27 protein-coding genes and 1 tRNA gene are annotated in these 25,127 nt (G+C 64.8%); 27 read left to right on the forward strand and 1 reads right to left on the reverse strand.

The window, feature by feature from the left end:
* Nucleotides 1–133: 133 nt before the first annotated feature.
* The 9 genes from glyA to JAO75_RS14840 all read left to right on the forward strand — a co-directional run bounded on the left by glyA (nucleotide 134) and on the right by JAO75_RS14840 (nucleotide 9,390).
* The gene (gene glyA, locus JAO75_RS14800; protein WP_199049908.1) at nucleotides 134–1,438 is read left to right on the forward strand and encodes a serine hydroxymethyltransferase; all 1,305 of its coding nucleotides are present in this window, start codon (nucleotides 134–136) and stop codon (nucleotides 1,436–1,438) included.
* 15 nt (nucleotides 1,439–1,453) lie between these two features.
* The gene (nrdR, locus tag JAO75_RS14805) at nucleotides 1,454–1,963 is read left to right on the forward strand and encodes a transcriptional regulator NrdR (protein WP_199049909.1); all 510 of its coding nucleotides are present in this window, start codon (nucleotides 1,454–1,456) and stop codon (nucleotides 1,961–1,963) included.
* On the forward strand, nucleotides 1,960–3,108 hold the full coding sequence (ribD, locus tag JAO75_RS14810) for a bifunctional diaminohydroxyphosphoribosylaminopyrimidine deaminase/5-amino-6-(5-phosphoribosylamino)uracil reductase RibD (RefSeq protein ID WP_199049910.1): 1,149 nt from the start codon (nucleotides 1,960–1,962) through the stop codon (nucleotides 3,106–3,108). The genes nrdR and ribD overlap by 4 nt, the downstream gene beginning before the upstream one ends.
* Entirely contained in the window at nucleotides 3,108–3,743 is a 636-nt protein-coding gene (locus JAO75_RS14815) for a riboflavin synthase (protein ID WP_199049911.1), read from the forward strand. The genes ribD and JAO75_RS14815 overlap by 1 nt, the downstream gene beginning before the upstream one ends.
* A gap of 166 nt (nucleotides 3,744–3,909) precedes the next feature.
* On the forward strand, nucleotides 3,910–4,398 hold the full coding sequence (gene ribH, locus JAO75_RS14820) for a 6,7-dimethyl-8-ribityllumazine synthase (protein ID WP_199049912.1): 489 nt from the start codon (nucleotides 3,910–3,912) through the stop codon (nucleotides 4,396–4,398).
* Nucleotides 4,399–4,402: 4 nt separating this feature from the next.
* Nucleotides 4,403–4,885, forward strand: coding sequence for a transcription antitermination factor NusB (gene nusB / locus JAO75_RS14825; RefSeq protein ID WP_199049913.1), 483 nt, complete (start codon nucleotides 4,403–4,405; stop codon nucleotides 4,883–4,885).
* Between the two features lie 25 nt (nucleotides 4,886–4,910).
* The gene (gene thiL, locus JAO75_RS14830) at nucleotides 4,911–5,900 is read left to right on the forward strand and encodes a thiamine-phosphate kinase (RefSeq protein WP_199049914.1); all 990 of its coding nucleotides are present in this window, start codon (nucleotides 4,911–4,913) and stop codon (nucleotides 5,898–5,900) included.
* Nucleotides 5,875–7,107, forward strand: coding sequence for an MFS transporter (locus JAO75_RS14835; protein WP_199049915.1), 1,233 nt, complete (start codon nucleotides 5,875–5,877; stop codon nucleotides 7,105–7,107). The genes thiL and JAO75_RS14835 overlap by 26 nt, the downstream gene beginning before the upstream one ends.
* A 156-nt stretch (nucleotides 7,108–7,263) precedes the next feature.
* Nucleotides 7,264–9,390, forward strand: coding sequence for a sodium-translocating pyrophosphatase (locus JAO75_RS14840; RefSeq protein ID WP_199049916.1), 2,127 nt, complete (start codon nucleotides 7,264–7,266; stop codon nucleotides 9,388–9,390).
* Between the two features lie 118 nt (nucleotides 9,391–9,508).
* Here the strand turns inward: JAO75_RS14840 and JAO75_RS14845 are convergent, their stop codons facing one another.
* Nucleotides 9,509–9,964: an outer membrane protein assembly factor BamE gene (locus tag JAO75_RS14845; RefSeq protein WP_199049917.1), complete on the reverse strand. Its 456-nt coding sequence runs from the start codon at nucleotides 9,962–9,964 to the stop codon at nucleotides 9,509–9,511.
* A 102-nt stretch (nucleotides 9,965–10,066) separates the two neighbouring features.
* Here JAO75_RS14845 and JAO75_RS14850 point away from each other — a divergent pair, with 102 nt between their 5' ends.
* The 18 genes from JAO75_RS14850 to nuoK all read left to right on the forward strand — a co-directional run bounded on the left by JAO75_RS14850 (nucleotide 10,067) and on the right by nuoK (nucleotide 25,098).
* A complete protein-coding gene (locus JAO75_RS14850) occupies nucleotides 10,067–10,597 on the forward strand; it encodes a ubiquinol-cytochrome C chaperone family protein (RefSeq protein WP_199049918.1) in 531 nt (176 codons plus the stop codon).
* Nucleotides 10,598–10,609: 12 nt separating this feature from the next.
* The gene (locus JAO75_RS14855) at nucleotides 10,610–11,125 is read left to right on the forward strand and encodes a YceD family protein (protein WP_199049919.1); all 516 of its coding nucleotides are present in this window, start codon (nucleotides 10,610–10,612) and stop codon (nucleotides 11,123–11,125) included.
* A 140-nt stretch (nucleotides 11,126–11,265) separates the two neighbouring features.
* The gene (plsX, locus tag JAO75_RS14860; protein WP_199049920.1) at nucleotides 11,266–12,300 is read left to right on the forward strand and encodes a phosphate acyltransferase PlsX; all 1,035 of its coding nucleotides are present in this window, start codon (nucleotides 11,266–11,268) and stop codon (nucleotides 12,298–12,300) included.
* Between the two features lie 92 nt (nucleotides 12,301–12,392).
* On the forward strand, nucleotides 12,393–13,370 hold the full coding sequence (locus JAO75_RS14865; RefSeq protein ID WP_199049921.1) for a beta-ketoacyl-ACP synthase III: 978 nt from the start codon (nucleotides 12,393–12,395) through the stop codon (nucleotides 13,368–13,370).
* 126 nt (nucleotides 13,371–13,496) lie between these two features.
* Nucleotides 13,497–13,808: an integration host factor subunit alpha gene (locus JAO75_RS14870; protein WP_181052762.1), complete on the forward strand. Its 312-nt coding sequence runs from the start codon at nucleotides 13,497–13,499 to the stop codon at nucleotides 13,806–13,808.
* A gap of 20 nt (nucleotides 13,809–13,828) precedes the next feature.
* Nucleotides 13,829–14,329 carry a MerR family transcriptional regulator gene (locus JAO75_RS14875; RefSeq protein WP_199049963.1) on the forward strand — a complete coding sequence of 167 codons (501 nt, stop codon included), beginning with the start codon at nucleotides 13,829–13,831 and terminating at the stop codon, nucleotides 14,327–14,329.
* Between the two features lie 156 nt (nucleotides 14,330–14,485).
* Nucleotides 14,486–14,562: transfer RNA gene (locus tag JAO75_RS14880), tRNA-Asp, on the forward strand.
* Nucleotides 14,563–15,142: 580 nt separating this feature from the next.
* Nucleotides 15,143–15,508, forward strand: a complete 366-nt coding sequence (locus tag JAO75_RS14885; RefSeq protein ID WP_199049922.1) for an NADH-quinone oxidoreductase subunit A — start codon at nucleotides 15,143–15,145, stop codon at nucleotides 15,506–15,508.
* On the forward strand, nucleotides 15,499–16,083 hold the full coding sequence (locus tag JAO75_RS14890; protein WP_199049923.1) for a NuoB/complex I 20 kDa subunit family protein: 585 nt from the start codon (nucleotides 15,499–15,501) through the stop codon (nucleotides 16,081–16,083). The genes JAO75_RS14885 and JAO75_RS14890 overlap by 10 nt, the downstream gene beginning before the upstream one ends.
* 14 nt (nucleotides 16,084–16,097) lie before the next feature.
* The gene (locus tag JAO75_RS14895; protein WP_199049924.1) at nucleotides 16,098–16,700 is read left to right on the forward strand and encodes an NADH-quinone oxidoreductase subunit C; all 603 of its coding nucleotides are present in this window, start codon (nucleotides 16,098–16,100) and stop codon (nucleotides 16,698–16,700) included.
* Between the two features lie 20 nt (nucleotides 16,701–16,720).
* Nucleotides 16,721–17,911 carry an NADH-quinone oxidoreductase subunit D gene (locus tag JAO75_RS14900; protein WP_199049925.1) on the forward strand — a complete coding sequence of 397 codons (1,191 nt, stop codon included), beginning with the start codon at nucleotides 16,721–16,723 and terminating at the stop codon, nucleotides 17,909–17,911.
* 114 nt (nucleotides 17,912–18,025) lie between these two features.
* Nucleotides 18,026–19,084 carry an NADH-quinone oxidoreductase subunit NuoE gene (gene nuoE, locus JAO75_RS14905; protein WP_199049926.1) on the forward strand — a complete coding sequence of 353 codons (1,059 nt, stop codon included), beginning with the start codon at nucleotides 18,026–18,028 and terminating at the stop codon, nucleotides 19,082–19,084.
* A gap of 14 nt (nucleotides 19,085–19,098) precedes the next feature.
* The gene (gene nuoF / locus JAO75_RS14910; protein ID WP_199049927.1) at nucleotides 19,099–20,400 is read left to right on the forward strand and encodes an NADH-quinone oxidoreductase subunit NuoF; all 1,302 of its coding nucleotides are present in this window, start codon (nucleotides 19,099–19,101) and stop codon (nucleotides 20,398–20,400) included.
* 8 nt (nucleotides 20,401–20,408) lie between these two features.
* The gene (gene nuoG, locus JAO75_RS14915) at nucleotides 20,409–22,487 is read left to right on the forward strand and encodes an NADH-quinone oxidoreductase subunit NuoG (protein WP_199049928.1); all 2,079 of its coding nucleotides are present in this window, start codon (nucleotides 20,409–20,411) and stop codon (nucleotides 22,485–22,487) included.
* Between the two features lie 12 nt (nucleotides 22,488–22,499).
* Nucleotides 22,500–23,525 carry an NADH-quinone oxidoreductase subunit NuoH gene (gene nuoH, locus JAO75_RS14920; protein WP_199049929.1) on the forward strand — a complete coding sequence of 342 codons (1,026 nt, stop codon included), beginning with the start codon at nucleotides 22,500–22,502 and terminating at the stop codon, nucleotides 23,523–23,525.
* Between the two features lie 12 nt (nucleotides 23,526–23,537).
* Nucleotides 23,538–24,026: an NADH-quinone oxidoreductase subunit NuoI gene (gene nuoI / locus JAO75_RS14925; RefSeq protein ID WP_199049930.1), complete on the forward strand. Its 489-nt coding sequence runs from the start codon at nucleotides 23,538–23,540 to the stop codon at nucleotides 24,024–24,026.
* A 137-nt stretch (nucleotides 24,027–24,163) separates the two neighbouring features.
* Nucleotides 24,164–24,778 carry an NADH-quinone oxidoreductase subunit J gene (locus JAO75_RS14930; RefSeq protein ID WP_199049931.1) on the forward strand — a complete coding sequence of 205 codons (615 nt, stop codon included), beginning with the start codon at nucleotides 24,164–24,166 and terminating at the stop codon, nucleotides 24,776–24,778.
* 11 nt (nucleotides 24,779–24,789) lie between these two features.
* The gene (gene nuoK, locus JAO75_RS14935) at nucleotides 24,790–25,098 is read left to right on the forward strand and encodes an NADH-quinone oxidoreductase subunit NuoK (protein WP_036353841.1); all 309 of its coding nucleotides are present in this window, start codon (nucleotides 24,790–24,792) and stop codon (nucleotides 25,096–25,098) included.
* Nucleotides 25,099–25,127: the final 29 nt, after the last annotated feature.

Here is a 25,127-nt window from a genome sequence, read left to right on the forward strand (position 1 = left end):
CACCCTCCCCGCAAGGGGGAGGGATGCCTATGTAAAGCCCGGGTTGGCGCGGCGAAGCCAGCCATGATAAAGCCCAGGGCAACCAGGATCGAGCGGCCCGTCCGGCCGGGCTCACACCAAGGCGAGGGTATCCATGAGCGCGAGTGAAGCGGCACACAGCCATCTCTCCAACAGCTTCTTTTCGGCGAGCCTCGCCGACAGCGATCCCGAGATCGCCCGCGCCATCGGGCTGGAGCTCGGCCGCCAGCGCGACGAGATCGAGCTGATCGCCTCCGAGAACATCGTGTCCCGCGCCGTCCTGGAGGCGCAAGGGTCGGTGATGACCAACAAGTATGCGGAAGGCTATCCGGGCCGCCGCTACTATGGCGGCTGCCAGTTCGTCGACATCGCCGAGGAGCTCGCCATCGAGCGCGCCAAGCGCCTGTTCGACTGCAAGTTCGCCAACGTCCAGCCGAATTCCGGCTCGCAGGCCAACCAAGCCGTGTTCATGGCCCTCATGAAGCCGGGCGACACCTTCATGGGCCTGGACCTCGCCTGCGGCGGCCACCTGACCCACGGCTCGCCGGTGAACATGTCCGGCAAGTGGTTCAACGTGGTGAGCTACAAGGTGCGCGAAAGCGACCAGATCATCGACATGGACGAGGTCGCCCAGCTTGCCCGCGAGCACAAGCCGAAGGTGATCGTCGCCGGCGGCTCGGCCTATTCCCGCTTCTGGGACTTCGCCCGCTTCCGCGAGATCGCTGACGAGGTCGGCGCCTTCTTCATGGTGGACATCGCGCATTTCGCCGGCCTCGTGGCCGGCGGCGCCCATCCGTCTCCGTTCCCGCATGCCCATGTGGTCACCACGACGACCCACAAGACCCTGCGCGGCCCGCGCGGTGGCATGATCCTCACCAATGAGGAAGACCTCGCGAAGAAGATCAACTCGGCGATCTTCCCCGGCCTCCAGGGCGGTCCGCTCATGCACGTGATCGCCGCAAAGGCGGTCGCTTTCGGCGAGGCGCTGCGCCCCGAGTTCAAGCTCTATGCCCGCTCCGTAGTCGAGAACGCCAAGGTGCTGGCCGATACCATGCTGGCAGGCGGCTATGCCATCGTGGCCGGCGGTACGGACAATCACCTGATGCTGGTGGATCTTCGCCCGAAGAAGCTCACCGGCAAGGCGGCGGAAGCAGCCATGGGCCGTGCCCACATCACCTGCAACAAGAACGGCGTGCCGTTCGATCCCGAGAAGCCGATGGTGACCTCGGGCGTCCGGCTCGGCACCCCCGCCGCCACCTCCCGCGGCTTCGGCGTCGCCGAGTTCAAGAAGGTCGGCGAGCTGATCGTCGAGACCTTGGACGGCCTGGCGAAGAACGGCGACGAGGCCAATGCCTCCGTCGAGGAATCGGTGAAGGCTCGCGTTCACGAGCTGACCCGTCGCTTCCCGATCTACGCCTGAGGGTAAAGCTGATCCATGCGTTGCCCTTATTGCGGGGGCCTGGACACCCAGGTGAAGGATTCCCGCCCCACGGACGATTCCTCGTCCATTCGCCGCCGCCGCATCTGCCCGGATTGCGGCGGTCGGTTTACGACCTTCGAGCGCGTGCAGCTGCGCGAGCTCACGGTGGTGAAGCGCTCCGGCCGGCGCGTGCCCTTCGACCGGGACAAGCTCCAGCAATCGGTGGACGTGGCCCTGCGCAAGCGGCCGGTGGAGCCGGAGCGCGTCGAGCGCATGATCAACGGCATCGTGCGCCAGCTCGAGAGCATGAGCGACGGCGAGGTGTCGAGCGAGCAGGTGGGCGAACTCGTCATGGAGGGGCTGAAGGGCCTCGACGACGTGGCCTATGTGCGCTTCGCGTCGGTTTACAAGAACTTTCGGGAGGCCAGGGACTTCGAGGAGATTCTCGGCAAGCTGGCTGAGGGCGAGACCGAGGAGGACCTGCCGCCTCCGCCGAAGAAAAAGCGCGCCGCGAGCGAGCCATGACCAACCCCGGCGCCAGCGGGCTGCCGCCTGACCGGAGCGCCTACGACGAGCGCTTCATGCGCTTCGCGATTGCGCTCGGAAGTCGCCATCTCGGCCTGACCTGGCCCAACCCGTCCGTGGGAGCCGTGCTGGTCGATGAGAGCGGCGAGGTGCCCGTGATCGTCGCGCAAGGCATCACCCAGGCGGGCGGTCGGCCTCACGCGGAACGCATGGTCCTGGAGGCAGCAGGGGAGCGCGCGCGCGGAGCGACGCTCTACGTCACCCTCGAGCCCTGCGCCAGCCGCAGCAGCCGGGACCACGGCCCCTCCTGCACCGATCTCATCGTGGCGGCCGGCATCGGCCGGCTGGTGGCGAGCGTCGTCGATCCAAGTCCGCACGCCGCCGGCCAGGGGCCGGAGCGCTTCGGCCAAGCGGGCATCCCGATGAGCGTCGGCTGCCTTGCCGAGGAGGGGGCTAGGCTTCATCGGGGCCACGTCACGCGCGTCACGAAGGGGCGTCCCGCCATGACCGTTAAGCTCGCCCGCAGCACCGAAGGCTTGGCCGGATCGCGCCAGGGTCCGCGCCTGATTCTCACGGGAGAAGCCGCCCAGGCCAGGGTCCACCTGATGCGCGCCCACGCGGATGCCATCATGGTCGGTGTCGGGACCGTGCTGGCGGACGACCCGCTGCTGAACGTGCGCCTGAGCGGCCTGGAGGGCCGTTCGCCGGTCCGCATCGTCGTCGATTCGCATTTGAGGATTCCGGCAACGTCCCGGGTCGTCACCGGGGCGGGCGAAATTCCGACCTGGATTCTGACCACGGTGGAAGCACCCGTCGCGGCCGAGAGGGCGCTCACGGCGCAGGGTGTCGAGGTTCTGCGGGTGTCCGCCGATGAGGCCGGCCGCGTCTGCCTGCCCGAGGCCCTGGGGCTTCTCGGCACGCGCGGGCTGACGCAGGTGTTCTGCGAAGGCGGCCCCGACCTCGCGGACGCGCTGGCCGGAGCCGATCTCATCGACGATCTCGTCCTGATCACCGGCCGCTCCGCGCGCGGCCAGGGCGACGTTCCGGCGCTTGGCCTGCGGCTGCAGGACCGCATGGACCATCTCGCATTACGGGCCGAGGAGCAGATCGGCCCCGATCTTTTCATGTTCTGGGAGAGACCCTGATGTTTACGGGTATCGTCACCGATGTCGGTGAAGTGGCGGCGGTGGAAGGGTCTCAAGGCACCCTCAAGCGCCTGCGCATCCACTCGTCCTATGACCCCGCCACCATCGTGCTCGGGGCCTCCATCGCCTGCGGCGGGCCGTGCCTGACGGTGGTGGCCTTCGGCGAGCGGGAGGGCGGCTGCTGGTTCGATGTGGATGCCGCGGCCGAGACCCTGGAGCGCACAACGGTCGGCGAGTGGCAGGCAGGCACCAGGGTCAACCTGGAGCGCTCCCTGAAGATCGGCGACGAGCTCGGCGGCCACATCGTGACCGGGCACGTGGACGGGGTCGCCGCCATCGTGGCCAAGGAGGCGATCACGGCGGGCGACGACCCCTGGGGACCGACCGCCCGCTTCACCTTGAAGGTGCCGCCGGCGCTTGCGCCTTTCATCGCCGAGAAGGGCTCGGTCTGCCTCGACGGCACGTCGCTTACCGTGAACACGGTCAACGACGACATGTTCTCCGTGCTCATCATCCCGCACACGCTCGCCGTCACAACCTGGGGCGACCGGCAGGTGGGCGACAGGCTCAACCTGGAGGTGGATCTCATGGCCCGCTACGCGGCACGGCTTGCGGACGCGCGCCGGGCGGGGTAGGGACTTTCAACTTTCCTCCACATAGCCCTCATCCTGAGGAGGCCGTCAGGCCGTCTCGAAGGACGGGGGCGTCTCCAGTGCACTCTGGACCCTCCTTCGAGACGCCGCCTTCAGCGGCTCCTCAGGATGAGGGCAGAGCCATTATTGGACTCAGAACGGTTCTCGCATGGTCGCCCATTCCGCCAAGCCGCAAGGCTCCCGTCCGCCGGTTCCCGGTGCCCGCATCCTCGTGGTCGAGGCCCGCTTCTACGACGACATCGCCAATGAGCTGCTGCGCGGCGCTCAAGGAGCCGTCGAAGCCGCCCAGGCCAGTATGGACGTGCTGACCCTGGACGGAGCCCTGGAGATCCCGGCCACCATCGCCATCGCGCTCGATGCCGCCGAGAAGGCGGGAAAGCCCTACGATGCGGTCGTGGCCCTGGGCTGCGTGATCCGCGGAGAGACCGGGCACTATGACATTGTTGCCGGCGAGAGCGCCCGCGCCCTCATGGATCTGTCCGTCGAGCGCCGCATCCCGCTCTCCAACGGCATCCTGACCGTCGAAAATGACCAGCAGGCCTGGACCCGTGCGAGCGTGAATGAATTGAACAAGGGTGGGGGCGCGGTGGAAGCGGCTCTCGCCGTCCTGCGCATCAAACAGAAACTGGAGGCCTGACATCATGACGAAGCCAGCAGAGCGCTCGGCCGCTCGCCTCGCTGCCGTCCAGGCCCTCTACCAGATGGACATCTCCGGCAAGACCGTCATCGACGCGCTCGCCGAGTTCGAGGCCTTCTGGATCGGCCGCGAGGTCGAAGGCATCGAGTTCAAGCCGTCGGACAACACCTTCTTCCGCGACATCCTTTCCGGCGTGGTCAAGAACCAGCGCGACATCGACGTGAGGATCGACAACGCTCTCGCCACCGACTGGCCCCTCAAGCGCATCGAGGCGGTGCTGCGCGCCATCCTGCGCGCCGGCGGCTACGAGCTGATGTTCCGCAAGGACGTGCCGGCCCGCGTGGTCATCACCGAATATGTGGACGTGACCCACGGCTTCTACGGCGACGATGAGCCGGGTCTGGTGAATGCCGTGCTCGACAAGGTCGCCCGCGAGGTGCGCCCCGGCGAGCTGGAGAAGAAGGCCGCCGGCCAGGGCGGACGGTAACGCGAACGGGCGAGGGTGGCCGGCCATGAGCGCGAGCGAACGCCCAGGCGAGGACAGCCTCATCGCCCGATTCTTCGCTCCCATCGCCGGCGATGGGGCTCTCGGCCTCAAGGATGACGCGGCTTTTCTGACGCCGAAGCCCGGCCACGATCTCGTCCTCACCGCGGACGCCCTGGTGGAGCGGGTCCACTTCCTGCCCGAGGACGCTCCCGGCTCCATCGCCCGCAAGGCGCTTGCCGTGAACGTGTCGGACCTCGCCGCCAAAGGGGCCGACCCAGCCGGCTTCCTCCTGAGCCTCGCTCTTCCCGACGGCTGGACCGAAGCCTGGCTCGCCGATTTTGCCGCCGGTCTCGGCGAAGCCTCGCGGGACTTCTCCTGCCCGCTCCTCGGCGGCGATACCGTGAAGGCGAGGGGACCCCTGACCCTCTCCGTCACCGCCGTCGGCCAGGTGCCGACCGGCCGCATGGTCCGGCGCACCACGGCCAAAGCCGGCGATCTCATCTGCGTCACCGGCACCATCGGCGATGGGGCCCTAGGGCTGAAACTCCGCGCCGCCCCGGCCTGGAGCCAGGGCCTCTCGCCAGACGAGAAGGCCCATCTCGCCGACCGCTATCTCCACCCCCAGCCCCGCCACCGGCTCGCCGCCGCCCTGCGCGAACACGCAGGCGCCGCCATGGACGTCTCGGACGGGCTCGCAGGCGACCTCGCCAAGATGATGCGGGCCAGCGGCGTCTCGGCGGTGATCGACACGGACCGGGTGCCGCTCTCGCCGGCCGCCGCCAAAGCCGTCCAGGCGTCCCCGGACCTGCTGGACCTGGTCCTCACCGGGGGCGACGACTACGAGATTCTCTGCACCTTGGCGGAAAAGGACCTCGACAGATTCCGCCAGGAGGCCGATAGGGTGGGCATCCCCCTGTCCGTCATCGGCCGAGTCGTCTCAGGGCATGATCGGCCGGTCTTTCGGATGAACGGTCTCGAAAGACGCTACGATGTCGGCTCCTACCAGCATTTCTGACACCTCCTACCAGGCGCCTTCCAGCGACGGCATCGCCAAGCACAACGCGGTCGTGCTCGCCGTCGCCATGGCGCTGGGCGGGTCGAGCCCGGCCATCGTGGTCTCCCTCGGCGGCCTCGTGGGCCAGTCTCTCGCCTCCAACAAGGAACTGGCGACCCTTCCCGTGAGCCTGCTCAATCTCGGGCTTGCGATCGGCACCATCCCGGCCGCCATGCTGATGCGCAAGGCCGGCCGCCGCATCGGCTACGTGGTCGGCGCGGGGATCGGCCTTGCCGGCGGCTGCCTCGCGGCCTTCGGCATCGCCTCCTACAGCTTTCTGCTCTTCTGCCTCGGCACCCTGATCATCGGCAGCTACGGCTCCTTCAACCAGAGCTATCGCTTCGCCGCCACGGACGCGGCCTCCGAAGCCTTCAAGCCGAGGGCTATCTCCTGGGTCATGACCGGCGGGCTGGTGGCCGGCGTGGTCGGGCCCCAGACCGTCATCTGGACCCGGGACGCCGTGGAGGCCGCCCCGTTCGCCGGTGCCTTCCTGGGACAGGCCGCGCTGGCCTTCCTCTCGATGATCGTGGTGTGGTTCATGCGGCCGGCACCGGTGAGCGTCGCCTCCACGAAGGCAGGTGGTGGCAGGCCGCTGCTTGAAATCGTGCGGCAGCCCCGGTTCATCGTCGCCGCCGTCACTGGTCTGGTGTCGTACAGCCTCATGACCTTCATGATGACGGCGGCCCCGCTGGCGATGATCGGCTGCGGCCACTCGGTCGGCGCTGCGGCGCTCGGCATCCAGTGGCATATCCTGGCCATGTTCGGCCCGAGCTTCTTCACCGGCCGCCTGATCTCCCGCTACGGCAAGGGGGCGGTCACGGCCGTGGGGCTGGTGCTGATCGCGATTTCCGCCGTCATCGGGCTGTCGGGCATCACCGTCGCCCATTTCTGGATCACGCTGATTCTGCTCGGCCTCGGCTGGAACTTCGGCTTCATCGGAGCCACCGCCCTCGTGACCGACTGCTACCGGCCCGAGGAGCGCGCCAAGGTGCAGGCCGCCAACGACTTCCTGATCTTCGGCTCGGTCGCCGTAGCCTCGTTCTCCTCCGGCAAGCTTCTGAGCGCCGGCGGCTGGGAAAGCGTGAACTGGCTGGTCTTCCCGCCCGTGGTCATCGCCCTAGCTCTCCTGGCCTGGCAGCAGAGGGCCAAGCTGCTCGCACCCGCTTAAAGTATAAAAGTCTTCCTGTGGGTTCTGCCTGCAGGATTGTTGCGAACTGCCTAGTTTTTTGCCACCAAATATAAAGTTCGCTGGGGGTAGGGGCCGCTCAAGGCCAGAAAACGAGCCTTGAGGAGCGGCTTTCTGCTTTCCCATAACAAGGATGGCATGATGGCACTCACCCTAATTATCTTGGGCGGGCTTCTCTCGATCGTGTATGGCTTCTGGGCCATCAGCGACGTGATGAAGCGGGACGCCGGTTCTCAGCGCATGCAGGAAATCGCCGGGGCGATTGCCGAAGGCGCGAAAGCCTATCTCCGCCGGCAATACGTCACCATCGCCATCGTCGGCGTCGTGCTGTTCGCCGTGATTGCCTATTTCCTCGGCATCCGGGTCGCCATCGGCTTCGCCATCGGGGCCATTCTCTCGGGCGTCGCCGGCTTCATCGGCATGAACGTCTCCGTCCGGGCTAACGTCCGCACCGCCCAAGCGGCCACCCAATCCCTTGGGGGCGGCCTCGATGTGGCCTTCAAGGCCGGTGCCGTCACGGGCATGCTGGTCGCCGGCCTCGCGCTCCTCGGTGTGGCCCTCTACTACGGCTACCTCACCCGGATCGACGGTCTCGTATCTTCCGACCGTGTGGTCATCGACAGCCTCGTGGCCCTCGGGTTCGGTGCGTCCCTCATCTCCATCTTCGCCCGTCTCGGCGGCGGCATCTTCACCAAGGGCGCCGACGTGGGCGGCGATCTCGTGGGCAAGGTCGAAGCCGGCATCCCGGAGGACGACCCGCGCAACCCGGCGACCATCGCCGACAACGTGGGTGACAATGTCGGCGACTGCGCGGGCATGGCCGCCGACCTGTTCGAGACCTATGCGGTGACCGTGGTGGCTACCATGGTTCTGGCAGCGATCTTCTTTGCCGGTCAGGCGAATCTCGACACCATGCTGATGTACCCGCTCGCCATTGGCGCGGCCTGCATCGTCACCTCGATCATCGGCACGTTCTTCGTCAAGCTCGGTCAGAACGAGTCCATCATGGGCGCGCTCTACAAGGGATTGATCGTGACCGGAGTTCTGTCCGCCATCGCCATCGGCCTCGTGACCTGGCAGATGATCGGCTTCGAACTCATCGCGGGAGCGGAGTTCACCGGTCTGAACCTGTTCTGGTGCGCCCTCATCGGTCTTGCCGTGACGGCTCTCATCGTGGTCATCACCGAGTACTATACCGGCGTCGGCTTCCGCCCCGTGCGGTCCATCGCCCAGTCCTCGGTCACCGGCCACGGCACGAACGTGATCCAGGGCCTCGCGGTTTCGCTGGAATCGACCGCGCTGCCGACCATCGTCATCATCGCGGGCATCGTCGTGGCCTTCAAGCTGGCGGGTCTGTTCGGCATTGCCATCGCCGTGACGGCCATGCTGGGCGTCGCGGGCATGATCGTGGCTCTCGACGCTTTCGGTCCGGTGACGGACAACGCAGGCGGCATTGCCGAAATGGCAGGCCTGCCGAAGGAGGTCCGCAAGTCCACGGACGCCCTGGATGCGGTCGGCAACACCACGAAGGCGGTGACGAAGGGTTACGCCATTGGCTCCGCGGGCCTGGGCGCCCTGGTGCTCTTTGCGGCCTACACCTCGGATCTGAACTACTTCACCCAGAACGCGGCGCAGTACCCGTACTTCCAGGGCGTGGTGCCGAACTTCTCCCTCACCAACCCCTATGTGGTGGTGGGACTCCTGTTCGGCGGCCTCATCCCGTTCCTCTTCGGTGGCATCGCCATGACGGCGGTGGGCCGGGCGGCCGGTTCCGTGGTCGAAGAAGTACGGCGCCAGTTCCGCGAGCGGCCGGGCATCATGGCCGGCACGGACCGTCCCGATTACGGGCGCGCCGTCGACATGCTGACCAGGGCGGCGATCAAGGAAATGATCGTGCCGTCGCTCCTGCCGGTGCTGGCACCCATCGTGACCTACTTCGTGGTCTACTGGGTGGCGGGCAAGTCCGAGGCCTTCTCGGCCGTGGGCGCCATGCTGCTGGGCGTGATCGTGACGGGCCTGTTCGTCGCCATCTCGATGACCTCGGGCGGCGGCGCCTGGGACAATGCCAAGAAGTCCTTCGAGGATGGGTTCACGGACGCCTCCGGCACCACCCACCACAAGGGCTCGGAAGCCCACAAGGCTTCCGTGACCGGCGATACCGTCGGCGACCCCTACAAGGACACGGCAGGCCCTGCCGTGAACCCGGCGATCAAGATCACCAACATCATCGCCTTGCTTCTCCTTGCCATCCTGGCCCATTCGTAGGAACGGGAGGCCTGAGGGCACAAAAACCCGCGGTGAAAGCCGCGGGTTTTTTCATGTGCTGATCCATATGAAAATGGCCGGGACGAGCCCGGCCATTGAGGTTTCCAGCGGCTCCGGCTCAGGTCCCGAACGGGTTGAAGCTGTTCACGCCGCGGAAGATCTGCCCGAGGAAGCTCGACTCCTCGCCGCCTGCAGGGGTGGTGCGGCTGATGAAGTCGAAGACCCGGCCATCCTGCAGGCCGTAAAGGGCGATGCGCTCGACGCGGAGGTTGTTGTCGAAATAGACCGCCGTCACCTGCTGGTCGACCACCTGCTCGCCCATGAACTGAAGATTGCGGCGGGACTTCTGGCTGATGTAGTACCAGTTCCGGTTGCCGACGGTGGAGACCGTGGAGGGGGTTCCAAGGGTCTGCAGAACCTGCTCGGCACTCATTCCCTTCTTCACCTGCGAGATGGCACGCTCGTCCACGACGTAGCCGCGCTGAAACTCCTCGCCCATTGTGCAGGCGGCGACGGACGAAGCGAGAAAGGTTGCTGTAGCCAGGCGCACCAAAAGAGGATGATATCGACGCATCGTACGGTTCTTCCAGAAATGCGGCGCGGATAAGCTTGCGCCTATGGACGCTGATGGCGTAACCCGAGGTTACGATTTTGACAAGCTTGGAAGGCCACGGCTGTGATCTTCAGTCTCTTCCGCAAGGATCCCCGGCGCACGCTCATCGCAGCTCTCTACAAGAGAGTCGCGACGGCTTCGCGCGAGCCTGGGCTCTATGCGTCACTCGGGATCCCGGACACCCTGGAAGGGCGGTTCGAGGCCCTGTCGCTGCACATGGTCCTGGCGCTCCGCGCCCTGCGCGGGTTGCCGCCGCCAGCCGACGAGGTGGCCAAGGACCTGACCGACGCGTTCTTCCGGGATATGGACGCCTCCTTGAGGGAAATGGGCACCGGCGACACCGTCGTTCCGAAGCGGATGAAGAAGATCGCCGAATCCTTCTACGGGCGTGCCCATGCCTACGATGGGCCTCTCAACGAGGCCGACGAGGCGGGGCTCGCACTGGCCCTTGGCCGTAATGCCTATGGCAGCGAGGCACCGGCTAACCCCCTTGCGCGTTATGCCCTGGCGGCCGACCAGGGATTCAAGACAGTCAGCCTCGAGGCGCTCCTGGAGACGGGACCGGTCTTCCCCAAGCCCGAAGCCTTCGCATAAGGAGGGAATGTGATGACACCTGAAACCGTGGGGCCATTGTCGCGGCTCGTCGATGTCATGAGGATCCCTCCGCGCGGGCAGGACGTGCATGTGGAAGCCACGGCCGAAGAATGCGCCGCATTGGCCCGGGATTTCGGGCTTCCCGGGATCCAGGCGCTCAGCGGCGACTATCATTTGAAGGCATCGGCCAAGGGCATTCACGTGACGGGAGTCGTGAAGGCGTCGATCACCCAGATCTGCGTCTCGACCCTCGATCCCTTCGATTCCACGGTCGAGGAAGAGGTTGAGGTGGATTTCGCCGAGTCGGCCGGTATGCCGGCCGAGCCGCCCACCGACATCAATGAGTATGAACCGCCGGACGAGATCGTGAACGGGCAGATCGACCTGGGTGCCCTCACGGCCGAGTTCCTGGCCCTCGGGCTCGACCCTTACCCCAGGAAGCCTGGCGTCGATTTCAACTACGAGGATCCTTCCGATGCGAAAGACTCGCCCTTTGCGGCGCTGAACAAGCTCAAGGAAGGCAAGTAGAGGCCCGCCGGCGATCATATCGGGGCTCCTCACAGGCTTTTTCGGGCCTGCCCAACGAGCGCAGAATTCAGTTGCGGAGCCCCCGCAAACCGCTATTTTCCGCCCCCTGTTGAATGACTTACAAGAAAGAACAACCGTTCATGCCGAAGCCGGTGCGTATTTCGCTTGATGCGATGGGGGGCGATCACGGTCCATCCGTTGTGATCCCAGGCGCTGCCTTGGCCTTGGAGCGCCACCCCGACCTGCGCTTCCTGATGTTCGGCAACGAGACGGTGATCGCGCCTCTCCTGGACTCCCACCCCAAGCTGAAAGCAGCAACGGAGCTGCGCCATACCGAAATGGCGATCTCCATGGATGAGAAGCCCAGCCAGGCCATCCGGATGGGGCGCGGCAAGTCCTCCATGTGGCGCGCCGTGCAGGCGGTCCGGGATGGGGAGGCGGATGCCGCCGTCTCTGCCGGCAACACCGGAGCCCTCATGGCCACCGCCAAGGTCTGCCTGAAGACCATGGCGCATATCGAGCGCCCGGCCATCGCCGCCATGTGGCCGACGATGCGGGGCGAGAGCATCGTGCTCGATGTCGGCGCGACCATCGGCGCCGATGCCGGGCATCTGGTCGACATGGCCATCATGGGCGCAGCCATGGCCCGGATCGTCTTCGATCTGGAGCGACCCACGGTCGGACTTCTCAATGTCGGCACGGAGGAGATCAAGGGAATCGAGGCGGTCAAAGAGGCCGGTCGGATTCTCAAGGAGACGAACCTCCCGAACCTGGACTATCGCGGCTTCGTCGAAGGGGACGACATCGGCAAGGGCACCGTCGATGTGGTCGTGACGGAGGGCTTCACGGGCAACATCGCCCTGAAGACCGCCGAGGGCACCGCCAAGCAGATCGGCCAATATCTGCGCTCGGCCATGAGCCGGACCCTGATGGCCAAGATCGGCTACCTCTTCGCGAAACAGGCTTTTAACGCTCTCCGGGACAAGATGGACCCCCGCAAGGTCAATGGCGGCGTTTTCCTGGGTCTCGAAGGGGTTGTGGTGAAAAGCCACGGCGGAACCGACGATCTGGGCTTCGCCAGCGCCATCGATGTCGCCTATGACATGGCGCACTTCGAACTGATGAACACAATCCGGAGCATGCTCGATCATGATCCGGTCGGGCAGACTGCTTAGAGCATGTAAATGCTCATAACTTTTTGGAATAGCATGGTCTTTTCGGGCAACCGGTTCTCACTTGTCCGGATCATGCTGTAGGAAGGCGCATCTTGAAACGCACCCGTTCCATCGTACGCGGCGTCGGCTCCTATCTGCCGAGGCGCAAGCTGACGAACCAGGATCTCGAGAAGCTGGTCGATACCTCGCACGACTGGATCGTGCAGCGCACCGGCATTGAAGCACGGCACATCGCCGAAGACGACGAGACCACCTCGGTCCTCGGGATCAAGGCGGCCGAGGCGGCTCTGGCGGATGCCGGGCTGACGGCCAACGACATCGATCTGGTCATCTGCGCCACCTCGACGCCCGACTACACCTTCCCGTCGACCGCAACCATGATCCAGACCGGCATCGGCATGACCCATGGCGCCGCCTTCGATCTGCAGGCGGTGTGCACAGGCTTCGTCTATGCCGTCTCGACCGCGGACAAGTTCCTGCAATCGGGTTCGCACAAACGTGCCCTGGTGATTGGAGCTGAGACCTTCTCGCGGATTCTCGACTGGAACGACCGCACCACCTGCGTGCTCTTCGGCGACGGCGCGGGTGCTCTCGTGCTCGAGGCCCAGGAAGCGGAGGGCACCTCCGCCGACAGAGGAGTACTCACGTCCCATCTCCGTTCCGACGGGCGTTACCGGGACAAGCTCTACGTGGATGGCGGCCCGGGCTCCACGAAGACGACCGGCGTCCTGAAGATGGAAGGGCGCGAAGTCTTCAAATTTGCTGTCGGGATGGTAGCGGACGTGGTGCAGGACGCCTTCAAGGCGACCGGCACGAGCGCGGACGAACTGGACTGGTTCGTGCCCCACCAGGCCAACCGGCGCATCATCACGGCAGGCGCCGACAAGCTCGGGATTGCGCAGGAGAAGGTGGTCATTACCGTGAACAAGCACGGGAACACCTCGGCCGCCTCCATCCCGCTGGCCCTGGACGCTGCCCGGAAGGACGGCCGGATCAAGGACGGGGACCTCGTGATGATCGAGGCCATCGGCGGTGGCTTCACCTGGGGAAGCGCCTTGATCCGCTGGTAGGATCGAGGCAATTGAACTCTGGTGGTATCGGTCATTCGTACCTTGGCGGTTGACCGTAGGGAGCCATCTGCATAGCGTCGTCACACGGCGACAGGACCAACGAACTCAAGTGCGCTGGGGAGCTCAATGGCTGGCAAAACGATAACGAGAGCGGATCTGAGCGAGGCGGTTTACCAGAAGGTAGGCCTGTCGCGGACGGAATCGGCGGAACTGGTGGAGCGGGTCCTGGCCGAGATCTGCGACTCCCTGGCTTCCGGGGAGACGGTCAAGCTGTCCTCCTTCGGCTCGTTCATCGTGCGCAGCAAGGGCGAGCGCGTCGGCCGCAATCCCAAAACCGGCGTCGAGGTTCCGATCGACCCCCGCCGGGTGATGGTCTTCAAACCTTCGAATGTCTTGAAGGCGCACATCAACGGTGAGACCTTCGAAGGCGAGGATTGATCCACATGACGAGCGGCGTCATGGACAAGAGCCCCGACGCATTCCGCACCATCAGCGAGGTCGCCGACGATCTCGACGTGCCTCAGCATGTGCTGCGCTTCTGGGAGACCCGGTTCAACCACATCAAGCCCCTCAAGCGCGGGGGCGGGCGCCGCTACTACCGGCCGGATGACGTCGAACTCCTCAAGGGAATCCGTCATCTCCTCTATGGAGAAGGCTATACGATTAAGGGGGTTCAGCGGATCCTGAAGGAGGAGGGGGTTCGCTTCGTCCAGGGGATCGGCCGGGGAGAGCAAACCTTGGCCGAGCTTCATCCCGAAGGCGATGTTGTTCATCTCGATGAGGATAGGTCGGCCCCCGGGAGTTCATCGCCGGAAGAGGGCGGTCTCGCCCTTGCCTCACCCCGCGAGCTGTCGCGGGAGGCGCTCCAAGAACTGCAAGGGGTTCTCCAGGAGCTTTACGAGTGCGACCGGGTACTGGCTTCGCTGAGGAGCTCCGGAGAGGTTGCGGTTGTGGAATAACCCTCATCGCGAAGACGGCCGTCATCCAGCCTTCTGTTCCGAGGTTCTCCCGTCGCAGAGCTTTTGACCCGATGAGACAAAATGAGCGCGTTGCACCCTTGACAGGGGAATAGGGGGCTCTTAAACCGCACCCACACCGCCTCGGCGGTCCAATGCGCGGGCGTAGCTCAGTCGGTTAGAGTGCCGGCCTGTCACGCCGGAGGTCGCGGGTTCGAGCCCCGTCGCCCGCGCCACTATCCTCACAGGAAAATTGAGAGTCAGATTGATTAGGCCCCCAAGCTGGGAGCCCATCGAACCGGGCTGCTCATCCAAGTGTCGCCAAACGGCACGTCCCCATACTTCCGCCCCTGGTTCGGTTCTGAGAGGCTCTCTTCTCGAGGTCCTGGCGGCGTGGGATCTGATTGAGAAGGAAAACTCGCCCGCCGCCTTCCTGGGGGCGCTCCCGATCCAGTCTGTCCGGCAACGGGTCGGACGGCCATTCAGTCAAGCTTGGCGGGTCGATCCGGATTGGCTTCGCCCAAAACCCAATTGTGCGTACCGAACACATGACCCGGGAGGCGCTCGACGGGATTCGGGTTGAGCGAGGACGAGGAGGGGGCAAGGGGAGCGGCGCCAGAGCCGCAAAGAAGCCCCAACCTAGTTTGGAATGGTTCTTTTTGCGGCAGTGCAAACACTTGTCACGGAAGGGGATCTCGGCTAAGGCTCCGGCGCAATCAGCGTGATGTCGCAGGGGGGTGTTTTGGGCCTTTCTGAGGCTTAAATGCGTTGCAGATTGCCGGCCCCGGGCCGGATTCCTGTCCTTCTAGGTGTCGTATGACGAATCTCCTCGCCGACTACCTGCCTCTTGTCATCTTTATCGGCGTCTCGCTCCTGATCGGGGTGGCGCTGCTCGTGGCGCCGTTCATCGTCGCCTACAGCCGCCCGGACCAGGAGAAGCTGTCCGCCTATGAGTGCGGCTTCAATGCGTTCGACGATGCCCGCATGAAGTTCGACGTGCGGTTCTATCTCGTGGCCATTCTTTTCATCATCTTCGACCTCGAAGTGGCGTTCCTGTTCCCCTGGGCCATTACGTTCGGGAATCTCGGCTGGTTCGGCTTCATCTCCATGATGATCTTCCTTGGAGTCCTGACGGTCGGCTTCATCTACGAGTGGAAAAAAGGAGCCCTCGAATGGGATTGATCTCCGACAACCAGTCGACCCTGGTCGCTCCGGCCCCTCGTGGCATTATCGACCCGAATACCGGCAATCCGGTCGGTTCGACGGATCCGTACTTCGTTTCCATCAACGAGGAGTTGTCCGACAAGGGCTTTCTCGTCACCTCGACCGAGGATCTCATTACCTGGGCGCGCACAGGCTCGCTCATGTGGATGACCTTCGGCTTGGCCTGCTGCGCCGTCGAGATGATGCAGATGTCCATGCCGCGCTACGACGCCGAACGCTTCGGGTTCGCACCCCGCGCCTCGCCGCGCCAGTCGGACGTGATGATCGTAGCCGGCACGCTCACCAACAAGATGGCTCCCGCGCTCCGCAAGGTCTATGACCAGATGCCGGAGCCACGCTATGTCATCTCCATGGGTTCCTGCGCCAATGGCGGCGGCTACTATCATTTCTCCTATTCCGTGGTTCGTGGCTGCGACCGCATCGTGCCGGTCGACATCTACGTTCCGGGCTGCCCGCCCACGGCTGAGGCGCTTCTTTACGGGGTGCTGCTTCTCCAGAAGAAGATCCGCCGCACCGGTACTATCGAGCGCTGAGCAAAGGTCATTGTATGAGTGCTGAGCTCCAAGCCCTGAGCGACCATATCGCCTCCTCCCTCGGCGCGGCGGTCGTGGACCGGGCTATCGCCTTCGACGAGTTGACCATCGTAGTTCGTCGCGAGGACATCGTGCCGGTGGTGACATTCCTGCGGGACGACTCACAATGCCGGTTCGTCTGCTTCATCGATATCTGCGGGGCCGATTATCCGGCGCGCGAGGAGCGGTTCGACGTGGTCTACCACTTCCTGGCGCCGCACCATAACCGTCGGATCCGGGTAAAGGTGATGACCGATGAGGCAACGCCTGTGCCGTCGCTTGTCGGCCTCTTCCCGGCGGCGAACTGGTACGAGCGCGAGGCATACGATCTCTACGGCATCCTGTTCTCGGGGCACCCGGACCTGCGCCGCATCCTCACGGATTACGGCTTCGAGGGGCATCCGCTCCGCAAGGACTTCCCGATGACCGGCTATGTCGAGGTCCGCTACGACGACGGGCAGGGCCGCGTGGTCTACGAACCCGTGAAGCTCAGCCAGGAGTTCCGCAACTTCGACTTCCTCTCTCCCTGGGAAGGCACGGATTACGTGCTGCCCGGCGACGAGAAGGCCAAGGCTTAAAGGAGCGGAAAGGGCGACCCATGGGCGAGCATAATATCCGCAACTTCACGATCAATTTCGGCCCGCAGCATCCGGCGGCGCATGGCGTGCTGCGCCTCGTGCTGGAGCTGGACGGCGAGGTGGTCGAGCGCGTCGATCCTCATATCGGCCTGCTCCACCGCGGCACCGAGAAGCTGATCGAGTACAAGACCTACGTTCAGGCCAACCCCTATTTCGACCGGCTCGACTACGTCGCGCCCATGAACCAGGAGCATGCCTATTGCCTGGCGATCGAGAAGCTCCTCGGCATCCAGGTTCCCCGACGTGCCCAGCTGATACGCGTTCTGTTTTCCGAAATCGGGCGCCTTCTCTCGCACCTCCTCAACGTGACCACGCAGGCCATGGACGTCGGCGCGCTCACGCCGCCCCTCTGGGGCTTCGAGGAACGTGAGAAGCTCATGATCTTCTACGAGCGGATTTCCGGCTCGCGGATGCATGCCAACTACTTCCGCCCCGGCGGCGTGAACATGGACATTCAGCCGGAGCTGATCGACGACATCGAGGCTTTCTGCGATCCATTCCTGCAGGTTCTCGACGATCTCGACACCCTTGTGATCGGCAACCGCATCTTCAAGCAGCGCAACGTCGACATCGGCACCATCACCCTGGACGACTGCTTCCGCTGGGGCTTCTCGGGTCCGATCGTCCGCAGCTGCGGCGTGGCCTGGGACCTGCGCAAGTCGCAGCCCTACGAGTGCTACGAGGAGATGGAATTCGACATCCCCGTTGGCAAGAACGGCGACAACTACGACCGCCAGGTCATCCGCATGGAGGAGATGCGCCAGAGCGTCCGCATCATGCGCCAGTGCCTCGACAAGCTCCGGGCGCCGGACGGACAGGGACCCGTGACGACGCTCGACGGCAAGGTCGCTCCGCCCTCGCGCAAGGACATGAAGCGCTCCATGGAGGCGCTGATCCACCACTTCAAGCTCTACACGGAAGGTTTCCACGTGCCGGCGGGCGAGGTCTATGCCTGCGTGGAGGCTCCGAAGGGCGAGTTCGGCGTCTATCTTGTGTCGGACGGCACCAACAAACCCTACCGCTGCAAGATTCGTGCCCCGGGCTTTGCGCACTTGCAGGGCATGGATTTCATGTGCCGCGGCCACATGCTGGCCGACGTCGCAGGCGTTCTGGGCTCCATCGACATCGTGTTCGGCGAAGTCGACCGCTAACGAAGACCTGCTCCGGCGCCGGAGCAGGGAGCCACGCTCTTTGAAGCGTGCTGAAATGGTTCAAGTCGTATGGCCGGGCCTTGAGCCCGGCTATGACGATGAGGAGAAGAGTGTATGGCCGTTCGTAAGCTCGCGCCTGAAGAATTGCAGCCCCAGAGCTTCGTTCTCTCCCCAGAGACCGAGGCTTTTGCGGACAAGGAAGTCGCCAAGTATCCGCCTGGCCGGCAGGCCTCGGCCGTGATCGCTCTCCTGGGCAAGGCTCAGGAGCAGGCGGGCGGCTGGCTGCCGCGTAAGGCTATCGAGGCCGTGGCCGCGAAGCTCGACATGCCGGTGATCCGCGTGATGGAAGTGGCGACCTTCTACACGATGTTCAATCTGGAACCGGTTGGAAAGTATTTCATCCAGTTCTGTGGCACGACGCCCTGCATGCTGCGCGGCGCCGGAGACATCCGGCAGGTTCTCGAGCGCCGTGTCGGCGAACAGAACCATGTGTCCCCGGACGGCACGTTCTCGTGGCTCGAGGTCGAGTGTCTGGGTGCCTGCTCCAATGCCCCGATGGTGCAGATCAACGATGACTACTACGAGGATCTGACCACGGAAAACTTCGAAAAGCTCCTCGACGACCTTGCCGCCGGCCGTCCGGTGACGAAGGGGTCGCAGATCGGCCGCAACCGGTCCGAGCCTTTCCAGGCCGTGAACACGTTGCAGGATCCGGTGCTCTACGACGGCTCCCTCGTTGGCGCCTGGCGCACGCGCTTCGATGAGCAGGCGAAGGCTGCGGAGACCGGTGAAGCCGCTGCCGCGATGGCCTCCGTTCCGCAAGAGATGAAAGCCGCCAAGCCGACGGCCGGCCGCGCGATTGAGACCCCTGTGGCGGATACCCCTGCGGAGCGTGCCAAAGCAGGCGAGACGCCGATCAATCCGGTCGACCGCAAGGAAGCTGCCGATCCGTCGAAAGCCACCAAGGGCGACTCGCACACGGAATCCGGCGCTCGCCCGGCTCCGCAGAGCAGCAAGTCCTACGTGGCTTCGCCGACGAAGGACGGTGAGGCCGTGCCGACGAGCCCGACGACGCCGGAAGCCGGAACGCCGCCCGCCCAAGCCGAGACGCGACGTGACGGCAGCGAGAGCAAGCCGGACGTTGTCGTCGACAAAGACAACATGACGTCCTGATGGAGTGATCGGGAATGCTTCAGGACAGAGATCGTATCTTCACCAACCTCTACGGCTTCCATTCGCCGGACCTCCAGGCCGCGAAGATGCGCGGCGCATGGGACGGAACCAAGTTCCTCCTGGAGCAGGGCCGCGACTGGATCGTCAACGAGATGAAGGCGTCCGGCCTGCGGGGCCGCGGCGGCGCAGGCTTCCCCACGGGCCTGAAATGGTCCTTCATGCCCAAGCAGTCGGACGGCCGTCCGCACTATCTGGTCGTGAACGCCGACGAGTCGGAGCCCGGCACCTGTAAGGACCGCGAGATCATGCGGAACGATCCGCATCTTCTCGTCGAGGGCTGCCTTCTCGCCTCCTTCGCCATGGGCGCCCACGCTGCCTACATCTACATCCGCGGCGAGTACGTAGCCGAGCGGTACGCGCTCCAGCGGGCGGTGGACGAGGCCTACGAGGCCAAGCTCATCGGCAAGGATAACATCCACGGCTATCCCTTCGACCTCTACGTTCACCACGGCGCAGGCGCTTATATCTGCGGCGAGGAGACGGCTCTGATCGAGAGCATGGAGGGCAAGAAGGGAATGCCGCGCCTGAAGCCGCCGTTCCCGGCCAATATGGGCCTCTACGGCTGCCCGACGACCGTGAACAATGTCGAGTCCATCGCGGTTGCCGGCACGATCCTTCGCCGTGGCGCCGCCTGGTTCTCCGGCATCGGCCGTCCGAACAACGTGGGCACCAAGCTCTTCTGCGTGTCGGGCCACGTGAACAAGCCCTGCAACGTGGAGGAGGCCATGGGCCTCACCTTCCGCGAGCTGATCGACCGCCACTGCGGTGGCATCCGCGGCGGTTGGGACAACCTGCTCGGCGTCATTCCGGGCGGCTCGTCGGTTCCAATCGTTCCGGCCGAGCAGATCGCCGATGCCTACATGGACTTCGACACTCTGCGTAATCTGAAGTCGGGTCTGGGCACCGCCGCCGTGATCGTGATGGACAAGTCCACGGATATCGTGCGCGCCATCGCCCGCCTCGCCTACTTCTACAAGCACGAGAGCTGCGGCCAGTGCACCCCGTGCCGCGAGGGCACGGGCTGGATGTGGCGCGTGCTCACCCGCATGGCCGAGGGTCGTGCTCAGAAGCGCGAGATCGACATGCTCCTCGAAGTCTCGACCCAGATCGAAGGCCATACCATCTGCGCGCTCGGCGACGCGGCGGCATGGCCGGTCCAGGGTCTGATCCGCCACTTCCGTCATGAGATCGAGAAGCGGATCGACGATTACGCGGCGAACCCGCATTCCGAATCCGTCATGATCGCGGCGGAGTGAGATTGAAGATGACGAAAATCATCGTTGATGGCGTCGAGGTCGACGTTCCTGCGGAATACACCCTGCTCCAGGCCGCCGAAATGGCCGGGGCGGAAATTCCGCGCTTCTGCTACCACGAGCGGCTCTCGATTGCCGGCAACTGCCGCATGTGCCTCGTCGAGGTGAAGGGCGCGCCGAAGCCGGTCGCCTCCTGCGCCTGGGGCGTGCGTGACTGCCGTCCGGGCCCGAACGGCGAGCCGCCGGAAATCTCCACCAAGTCGCCGACGGTCAAGAAGGCGCGGGAAGGGGTGATGGAGTTCCTCCTCATCAACCACCCGCTCGACTGCCCGATCTGCGACCAGGGCGGCCAGTGCGACCTGCAGGATCAGGCCATGGCCTACGGGGTCGACACCAGCCGCTTCCACGAGAACAAGCGCGCGGTGACCGACAAGTACCTCGGCCCGCTGGTGCGTACCTCCATGAACCGGTGCATCCACTGCACCCGCTGCGTGCGCTTCACGGCCGAAGTGGCCGGCGTGCCGGATCTCGGCGCCCTGTGGCGCGGCGAGGACATGGAGATCACGAGCTATCTCGAGAAGGCCCTCGGCTCCGAGCTGCAGGCCAACGTGGCGGATCTCTGCCCGGTCGGCGCCCTGACCCACAAGCCGGAATCCTACCATTACCGTCCCTGGGAGCTCACCAAGACCGACTCCGTCGACGTGATGGACGCTGTCGGCTCCTCCATCCGCGTCGATTCCCGTGGCCGCGAGGTCATGCGCATCCTGCCGCGCGTGAACGAGGCTGTGAACGAGGAGTGGATCACCGACAAGACCCGCCAGATCGTGGACGGCCTGCGCCTCCAGCGCCTCGACCGCCCCTTTGTGCGGGAGAACGGCCGCCTGCGCCCTGCCTCCTGGCAGGAGGCCTTCGCCACCATTGCTGCCCGCGTGAAGGGTACGGACCCCAAGCGCATCGGCGCCATCGTGGGCGATCTCGCTGCGGTCGAGGAGATGTATGCCCTGAAGCTCCTCATGGAGAGCCTCGGCGTCACCAACATCGACGCCCGCCAGGACGGCAGCGTGCTGACCCCGGTCTATGGCCGCGGATCGTATCTGTTCAATACCACCATCACCGGCATCGAGGATGCGGACGCGATCCTGATCGTGGGCTCGAACCCGCGCATCGAGGCCTCGTTGGTCAATGTGCGTATCCGCAAGCGCTGGCGCGCGGCTCCGCCGCCGATCGCGATGATCGGCGAGCATGCGGACCTGACCTACCCCTACGAATATCTCGGCGCCGGACCGGAGACACTCTCCGAACTCGCCTCCGGCCGCCACAGCTTCATCGAGAAGCTCCGTGGCGCCGAGCGCCCGCTGATCGTCGTGGGGCAGGGGGCTCTCTCTCGCCCGGACGGTCTCGCGGTTCTCTCAGCCGTCGCTCAGCTCGCCCGCGACGTGGGTGCCGTGAAGGACGGCTGGAACGGCTTCTCGGTTCTGCACACCGCCGCGTCCCGCGTCGGCGCTCTCGATCTCGGCCTCGTGCCGGGCGAGTGGGGGCTGAACGCCCAGACCATGGCCCAGGGCGAAGTGGACGTTCTGTTCAACCTCGGGGCCGACGAGATCGATGTCGCTCCCGGCGCCTTCGTGATCTACCAGGGCACCCACGGCGACCGTGGCGCGCACCGTGCGGACGTGATCCTGCCGGCCGCGACCTATACGGAGAAGTCTGGCACCTACGTGAACACGGAAGGCCGGGTCCAGCTCGCCAACCGGGCCGCCTTCGCGCCCGGCGAGGCTCGCGAGGACTGGGCGATCCTGCGTGCGCTGTCGGACGTGCTCGGTCATCGCCTGCCGTTCGACTCGCTGAATGCCCTGCGCGCCAAGCTCTATGCGCAGTACCCGCATTTCGCCGCGATCGAGACGGTTCAGCCGGCCGACGGTTTCGCTGCGGTCCAGGCGCTGGCCAATATCGGCGGCACCCCGGGGCGCGAACCTTTCGCGAGCCCGGTGACGGACTTCTATCTCACGAACCCGATTGCCCGCGCCTCCGGCGTCATGGCCGAGTGCTCCGCGCTCGCCCGTGAGCTGAAGCTCGAGGCGGCTGAGTAAGAGGAACGGATCATGGAATTAGGGGACATCCTCCTCGCCGTCGCGATCATGCTGGGCAAGAGCCTGCTCATGCTGGTCGCGCTTCTCATCTTCATCGCCTATGCGCTTTATGCCGACCGCAAGGTTTGGGCGGCGGTTCAGCTGCGCCGCGGCCCGAACGTGGTCGGTCCCTGGGGCCTGTTCCAGTCCTTCGCCGATCTGCTCAAGTTCGTGCTGAAGGAGCCGGTGATTCCGGCGCCTGCCAACAAGGGCATGTTCCTCTTGGCCCCGCTGGTGATGTGCACCCTGTCGCTCGCGGCCTGGGCGGTGATTCCGCTCAATGCCGGCTGGGCCATCGCCGACATCAACGTGGGCATCCTCTACATCTTCGCGATCTCGTCGCTCGGCGTCTACGGCGTCATCATGGGCGGCTGGGCTTCGAACTCGAAGTATCCGTTCCTCGGCGCCCTTCGCTCGGCGGCCCAGATGGTCTCCTACGAGGTCTCCATCGGCTTCGTGATCGTGACGGTGCTCATGTGCGCCGGAACCCTGAACCTGTCGGCCATCGTGGAGTCGCAGAACACCGGCCTCGGCATCCTGGGCTGGTACTGGCTGCCGCTCTTCCCGATGTTCGTGGTGTTCTTCATCTCGGCCATGGCCGAGACGAACCGTCCGCCCTTCGACCTGCCTGAGGCCGAATCCGAGCTCGTGGCCGGCTACATGGTGGAGTATTCCTCCACGCCGTACCTGCTCTTCATGCTCGGCGAGTACGTGGCTATCATGACCATGTGCGCGCTCGGCACGATCCTGTTCCTCGGCGGCTGGCTGTCGCCGATCCCGTTCGCGCCCTTCACCTGGGTGCCGGGCGTGATCTGGTTCGTGCTGAAGGCGAGCTTCCTCTTCATCCTCATCGCCATGGTGAAAGCCCTGGTGCCCCGCTACCGCTACGATCAGCTCATGCGCCTCGGCTGGAAGGTCTTCCTGCCGCTCTCCCTGGCCATGGTCGTCATCGTGGCAGCTGTCCTGATGGTCACCGGCAATGCGCCGGGCGTCCGCTAAAGGAGATCGGCCATGCAGCTCGACCGCATCGCCCAGTCGCTCCTGCTGAAGGAGTTCGTCTCAGGCTTCATCCTGACGGTGAAGTACTTCTTCAAGCCGAAGGCGACCCTCAACTATCCGTTCGAGATGAGCCATCGCGGGCCACGCTTCCGGGGTGAGCACGCCCTGCGGCGCTACCCCAACGGCGAAGAACGCTGCATCGCCTGCAAGCTCTGCGAGGCCATCTGCCCGGCCCAGGCCATCACCATCGAGGCCGGCCCGCGCCGGAACGACGGCACCCGCCGCACGACCCGGTACGACATCGATATGGTGAAGTGCATCTATTGCGGCATGTGCCAGGAGGCCTGCCCGGTGGACGCCATCGTGGAGGGGCCGAACTTCGAGTTCTCCGTGGAGACCCGCGAGGAGCTCTACTACGACAAGGCCAAGCTTCTCGAGAACGGGGAGCGTTGGGAGCGCGAGATCGCGAAGAACATCGCGAAGTCCGCACCCTACCGCTAAGGGCGCTTTGCCCGGCAAGGGCAGGGGGCAAGCAGTTCCGGCGGGTTGTCCCCGCCGGATTCGGAATTTATAGACAGGCCGCCGGATTCTCCGGGGCCACGTCGGAAGGGGCCGCTCTTTAGCGGCTTAAGCTGAGCATGACGGTTACCGCCGCCTTCTTCTATCTGTTCGCGACCATCACGATCGCCTCCGGTTTCATGGTGATTGCCTCCCGCAATCCCGTGCAGTCGGTGCTCTTCCTCATCCTGGCCTTCGTGAATGCGGCGGGCCTGTTCCTGCTGATGGGAGCCGAGTTCCTGGCGATGATCCTGGTGATCGTCTACGTAGGCGCGGTCGCGGTGCTGTTCCTCTTCGTCGTCATGATGCTCGACGTGGACTTTGCGGCGCTTCGCCAGGGCTTCCTGCAGTACCTGCCCATCGGCGGCCTGATCGGGTTGATCCTTCTGCTCGAGCTGATCCTGGTAGTTGGCACCTACACCATTGACCCCCGTCTGGTCCTGACCCCGGTCGTGCCAATCCCGGCTGCCGACATCATGACCAACACCGAAGCGATCGGGCAGGTGCTCTACACCCGGTTCTTCTATTTCTTCCAGGCAGCCGGCCTGATCCTGCTGGTTGCGATGATCGGGGCCATCGTCCTGACCCTCCGCGAGCGGGTCGGCGTGCGCCGCCAGGATATTTCCAAGCAGAACGCCCGGACGCAGGAGACTGCCGTCGAGGTGCGGAAGGTTCCCTTCCGCCAGGGCATCTAAGGAGGCACGCCATGGTTATCGGACTGGGTCATTATCTCACCGTCGCGGCCGTGCTCTTCACGCTGGGCGTGTTCGGCATCTTCATCAACCGGAAGAACGTGATCGTCATCCTGATGTCCATCGAGCTGATCCTGCTCGCCGTGAACATCAACATGGTGGCCTTCTCGACCCACCTGAACGACATCGTCGGCCAAGTCTTCGCCATGCTGATCCTCACGGTTGCGGCGGCGGAGGCGGCCATCGGCCTGGCCATTCTGGTGGTCTTCTTCCGCAATCGCGGCTCCATCGCGGTTGAAGACGTCAACATGATGAGGGGCTAGGAGCATGATTCAGAAAAGTGGGAACCGGT

Origin of the sequence: Microvirga splendida, from assembly GCF_016427565.1 — a bacterium.
In the GTDB taxonomy this organism is placed as follows: domain Bacteria; phylum Pseudomonadota; class Alphaproteobacteria; order Rhizobiales; family Beijerinckiaceae; genus Microvirga; species Microvirga splendida.

What these genes read in the sequence shown, in the direction of transcription:
- JAO75_RS14890 (WP_199049923.1), top strand. Translation starts at nt 15,499, where the DNA reads ATGGGATTGATCTCCGACAACCAGTCGACCCTGGTCGCTCCGGCCCCT.
- JAO75_RS14930 (WP_199049931.1), top strand. Translation starts at nt 24,164, where the DNA reads ATGACGGTTACCGCCGCCTTCTTCTATCTGTTCGCGACCATCACGATC.
- JAO75_RS14815 (WP_199049911.1), top strand. Translation starts at nt 3,108, where the DNA reads ATGTTTACGGGTATCGTCACCGATGTCGGTGAAGTGGCGGCGGTGGAA.
- nrdR (WP_199049909.1), top strand. Translation starts at nt 1,454, where the DNA reads ATGCGTTGCCCTTATTGCGGGGGCCTGGACACCCAGGTGAAGGATTCC.
- glyA (WP_199049908.1), top strand. Translation starts at nt 134, where the DNA reads ATGAGCGCGAGTGAAGCGGCACACAGCCATCTCTCCAACAGCTTCTTT.
- nuoE (WP_199049926.1), top strand. Translation starts at nt 18,026, where the DNA reads ATGGCCGTTCGTAAGCTCGCGCCTGAAGAATTGCAGCCCCAGAGCTTC.
- JAO75_RS14875 (WP_199049963.1), top strand. Translation starts at nt 13,829, where the DNA reads ATGGACAAGAGCCCCGACGCATTCCGCACCATCAGCGAGGTCGCCGAC.
- JAO75_RS14845 (WP_199049917.1), bottom strand. Translation starts at nt 9,964, where the DNA reads ATGCGTCGATATCATCCTCTTTTGGTGCGCCTGGCTACAGCAACCTTT.
- JAO75_RS14870 (WP_181052762.1), top strand. Translation starts at nt 13,497, where the DNA reads ATGGCTGGCAAAACGATAACGAGAGCGGATCTGAGCGAGGCGGTTTAC.
- JAO75_RS14840 (WP_199049916.1), top strand. Translation starts at nt 7,264, where the DNA reads ATGATGGCACTCACCCTAATTATCTTGGGCGGGCTTCTCTCGATCGTG.
- nuoH (WP_199049929.1), top strand. Translation starts at nt 22,500, where the DNA reads ATGGAATTAGGGGACATCCTCCTCGCCGTCGCGATCATGCTGGGCAAG.
- JAO75_RS14835 (WP_199049915.1), top strand. Translation starts at nt 5,875, where the DNA reads ATGTCGGCTCCTACCAGCATTTCTGACACCTCCTACCAGGCGCCTTCC.
- plsX (WP_199049920.1), top strand. Translation starts at nt 11,266, where the DNA reads ATGCCGAAGCCGGTGCGTATTTCGCTTGATGCGATGGGGGGCGATCAC.
- nusB (WP_199049913.1), top strand. Translation starts at nt 4,403, where the DNA reads ATGACGAAGCCAGCAGAGCGCTCGGCCGCTCGCCTCGCTGCCGTCCAG.
- nuoK (WP_036353841.1), top strand. Translation starts at nt 24,790, where the DNA reads ATGGTTATCGGACTGGGTCATTATCTCACCGTCGCGGCCGTGCTCTTC.
- JAO75_RS14900 (WP_199049925.1), top strand. Translation starts at nt 16,721, where the DNA reads ATGGGCGAGCATAATATCCGCAACTTCACGATCAATTTCGGCCCGCAG.
- ribD (WP_199049910.1), top strand. Translation starts at nt 1,960, where the DNA reads ATGACCAACCCCGGCGCCAGCGGGCTGCCGCCTGACCGGAGCGCCTAC.
- JAO75_RS14885 (WP_199049922.1), top strand. Translation starts at nt 15,143, where the DNA reads ATGACGAATCTCCTCGCCGACTACCTGCCTCTTGTCATCTTTATCGGC.
- JAO75_RS14855 (WP_199049919.1), top strand. Translation starts at nt 10,610, where the DNA reads ATGACACCTGAAACCGTGGGGCCATTGTCGCGGCTCGTCGATGTCATG.
- JAO75_RS14895 (WP_199049924.1), top strand. Translation starts at nt 16,098, where the DNA reads ATGAGTGCTGAGCTCCAAGCCCTGAGCGACCATATCGCCTCCTCCCTC.
- ribH (WP_199049912.1), top strand. Translation starts at nt 3,910, where the DNA reads ATGGTCGCCCATTCCGCCAAGCCGCAAGGCTCCCGTCCGCCGGTTCCC.
- nuoF (WP_199049927.1), top strand. Translation starts at nt 19,099, where the DNA reads ATGCTTCAGGACAGAGATCGTATCTTCACCAACCTCTACGGCTTCCAT.
- thiL (WP_199049914.1), top strand. Translation starts at nt 4,911, where the DNA reads ATGAGCGCGAGCGAACGCCCAGGCGAGGACAGCCTCATCGCCCGATTC.
- nuoG (WP_199049928.1), top strand. Translation starts at nt 20,409, where the DNA reads ATGACGAAAATCATCGTTGATGGCGTCGAGGTCGACGTTCCTGCGGAA.
- nuoI (WP_199049930.1), top strand. Translation starts at nt 23,538, where the DNA reads ATGCAGCTCGACCGCATCGCCCAGTCGCTCCTGCTGAAGGAGTTCGTC.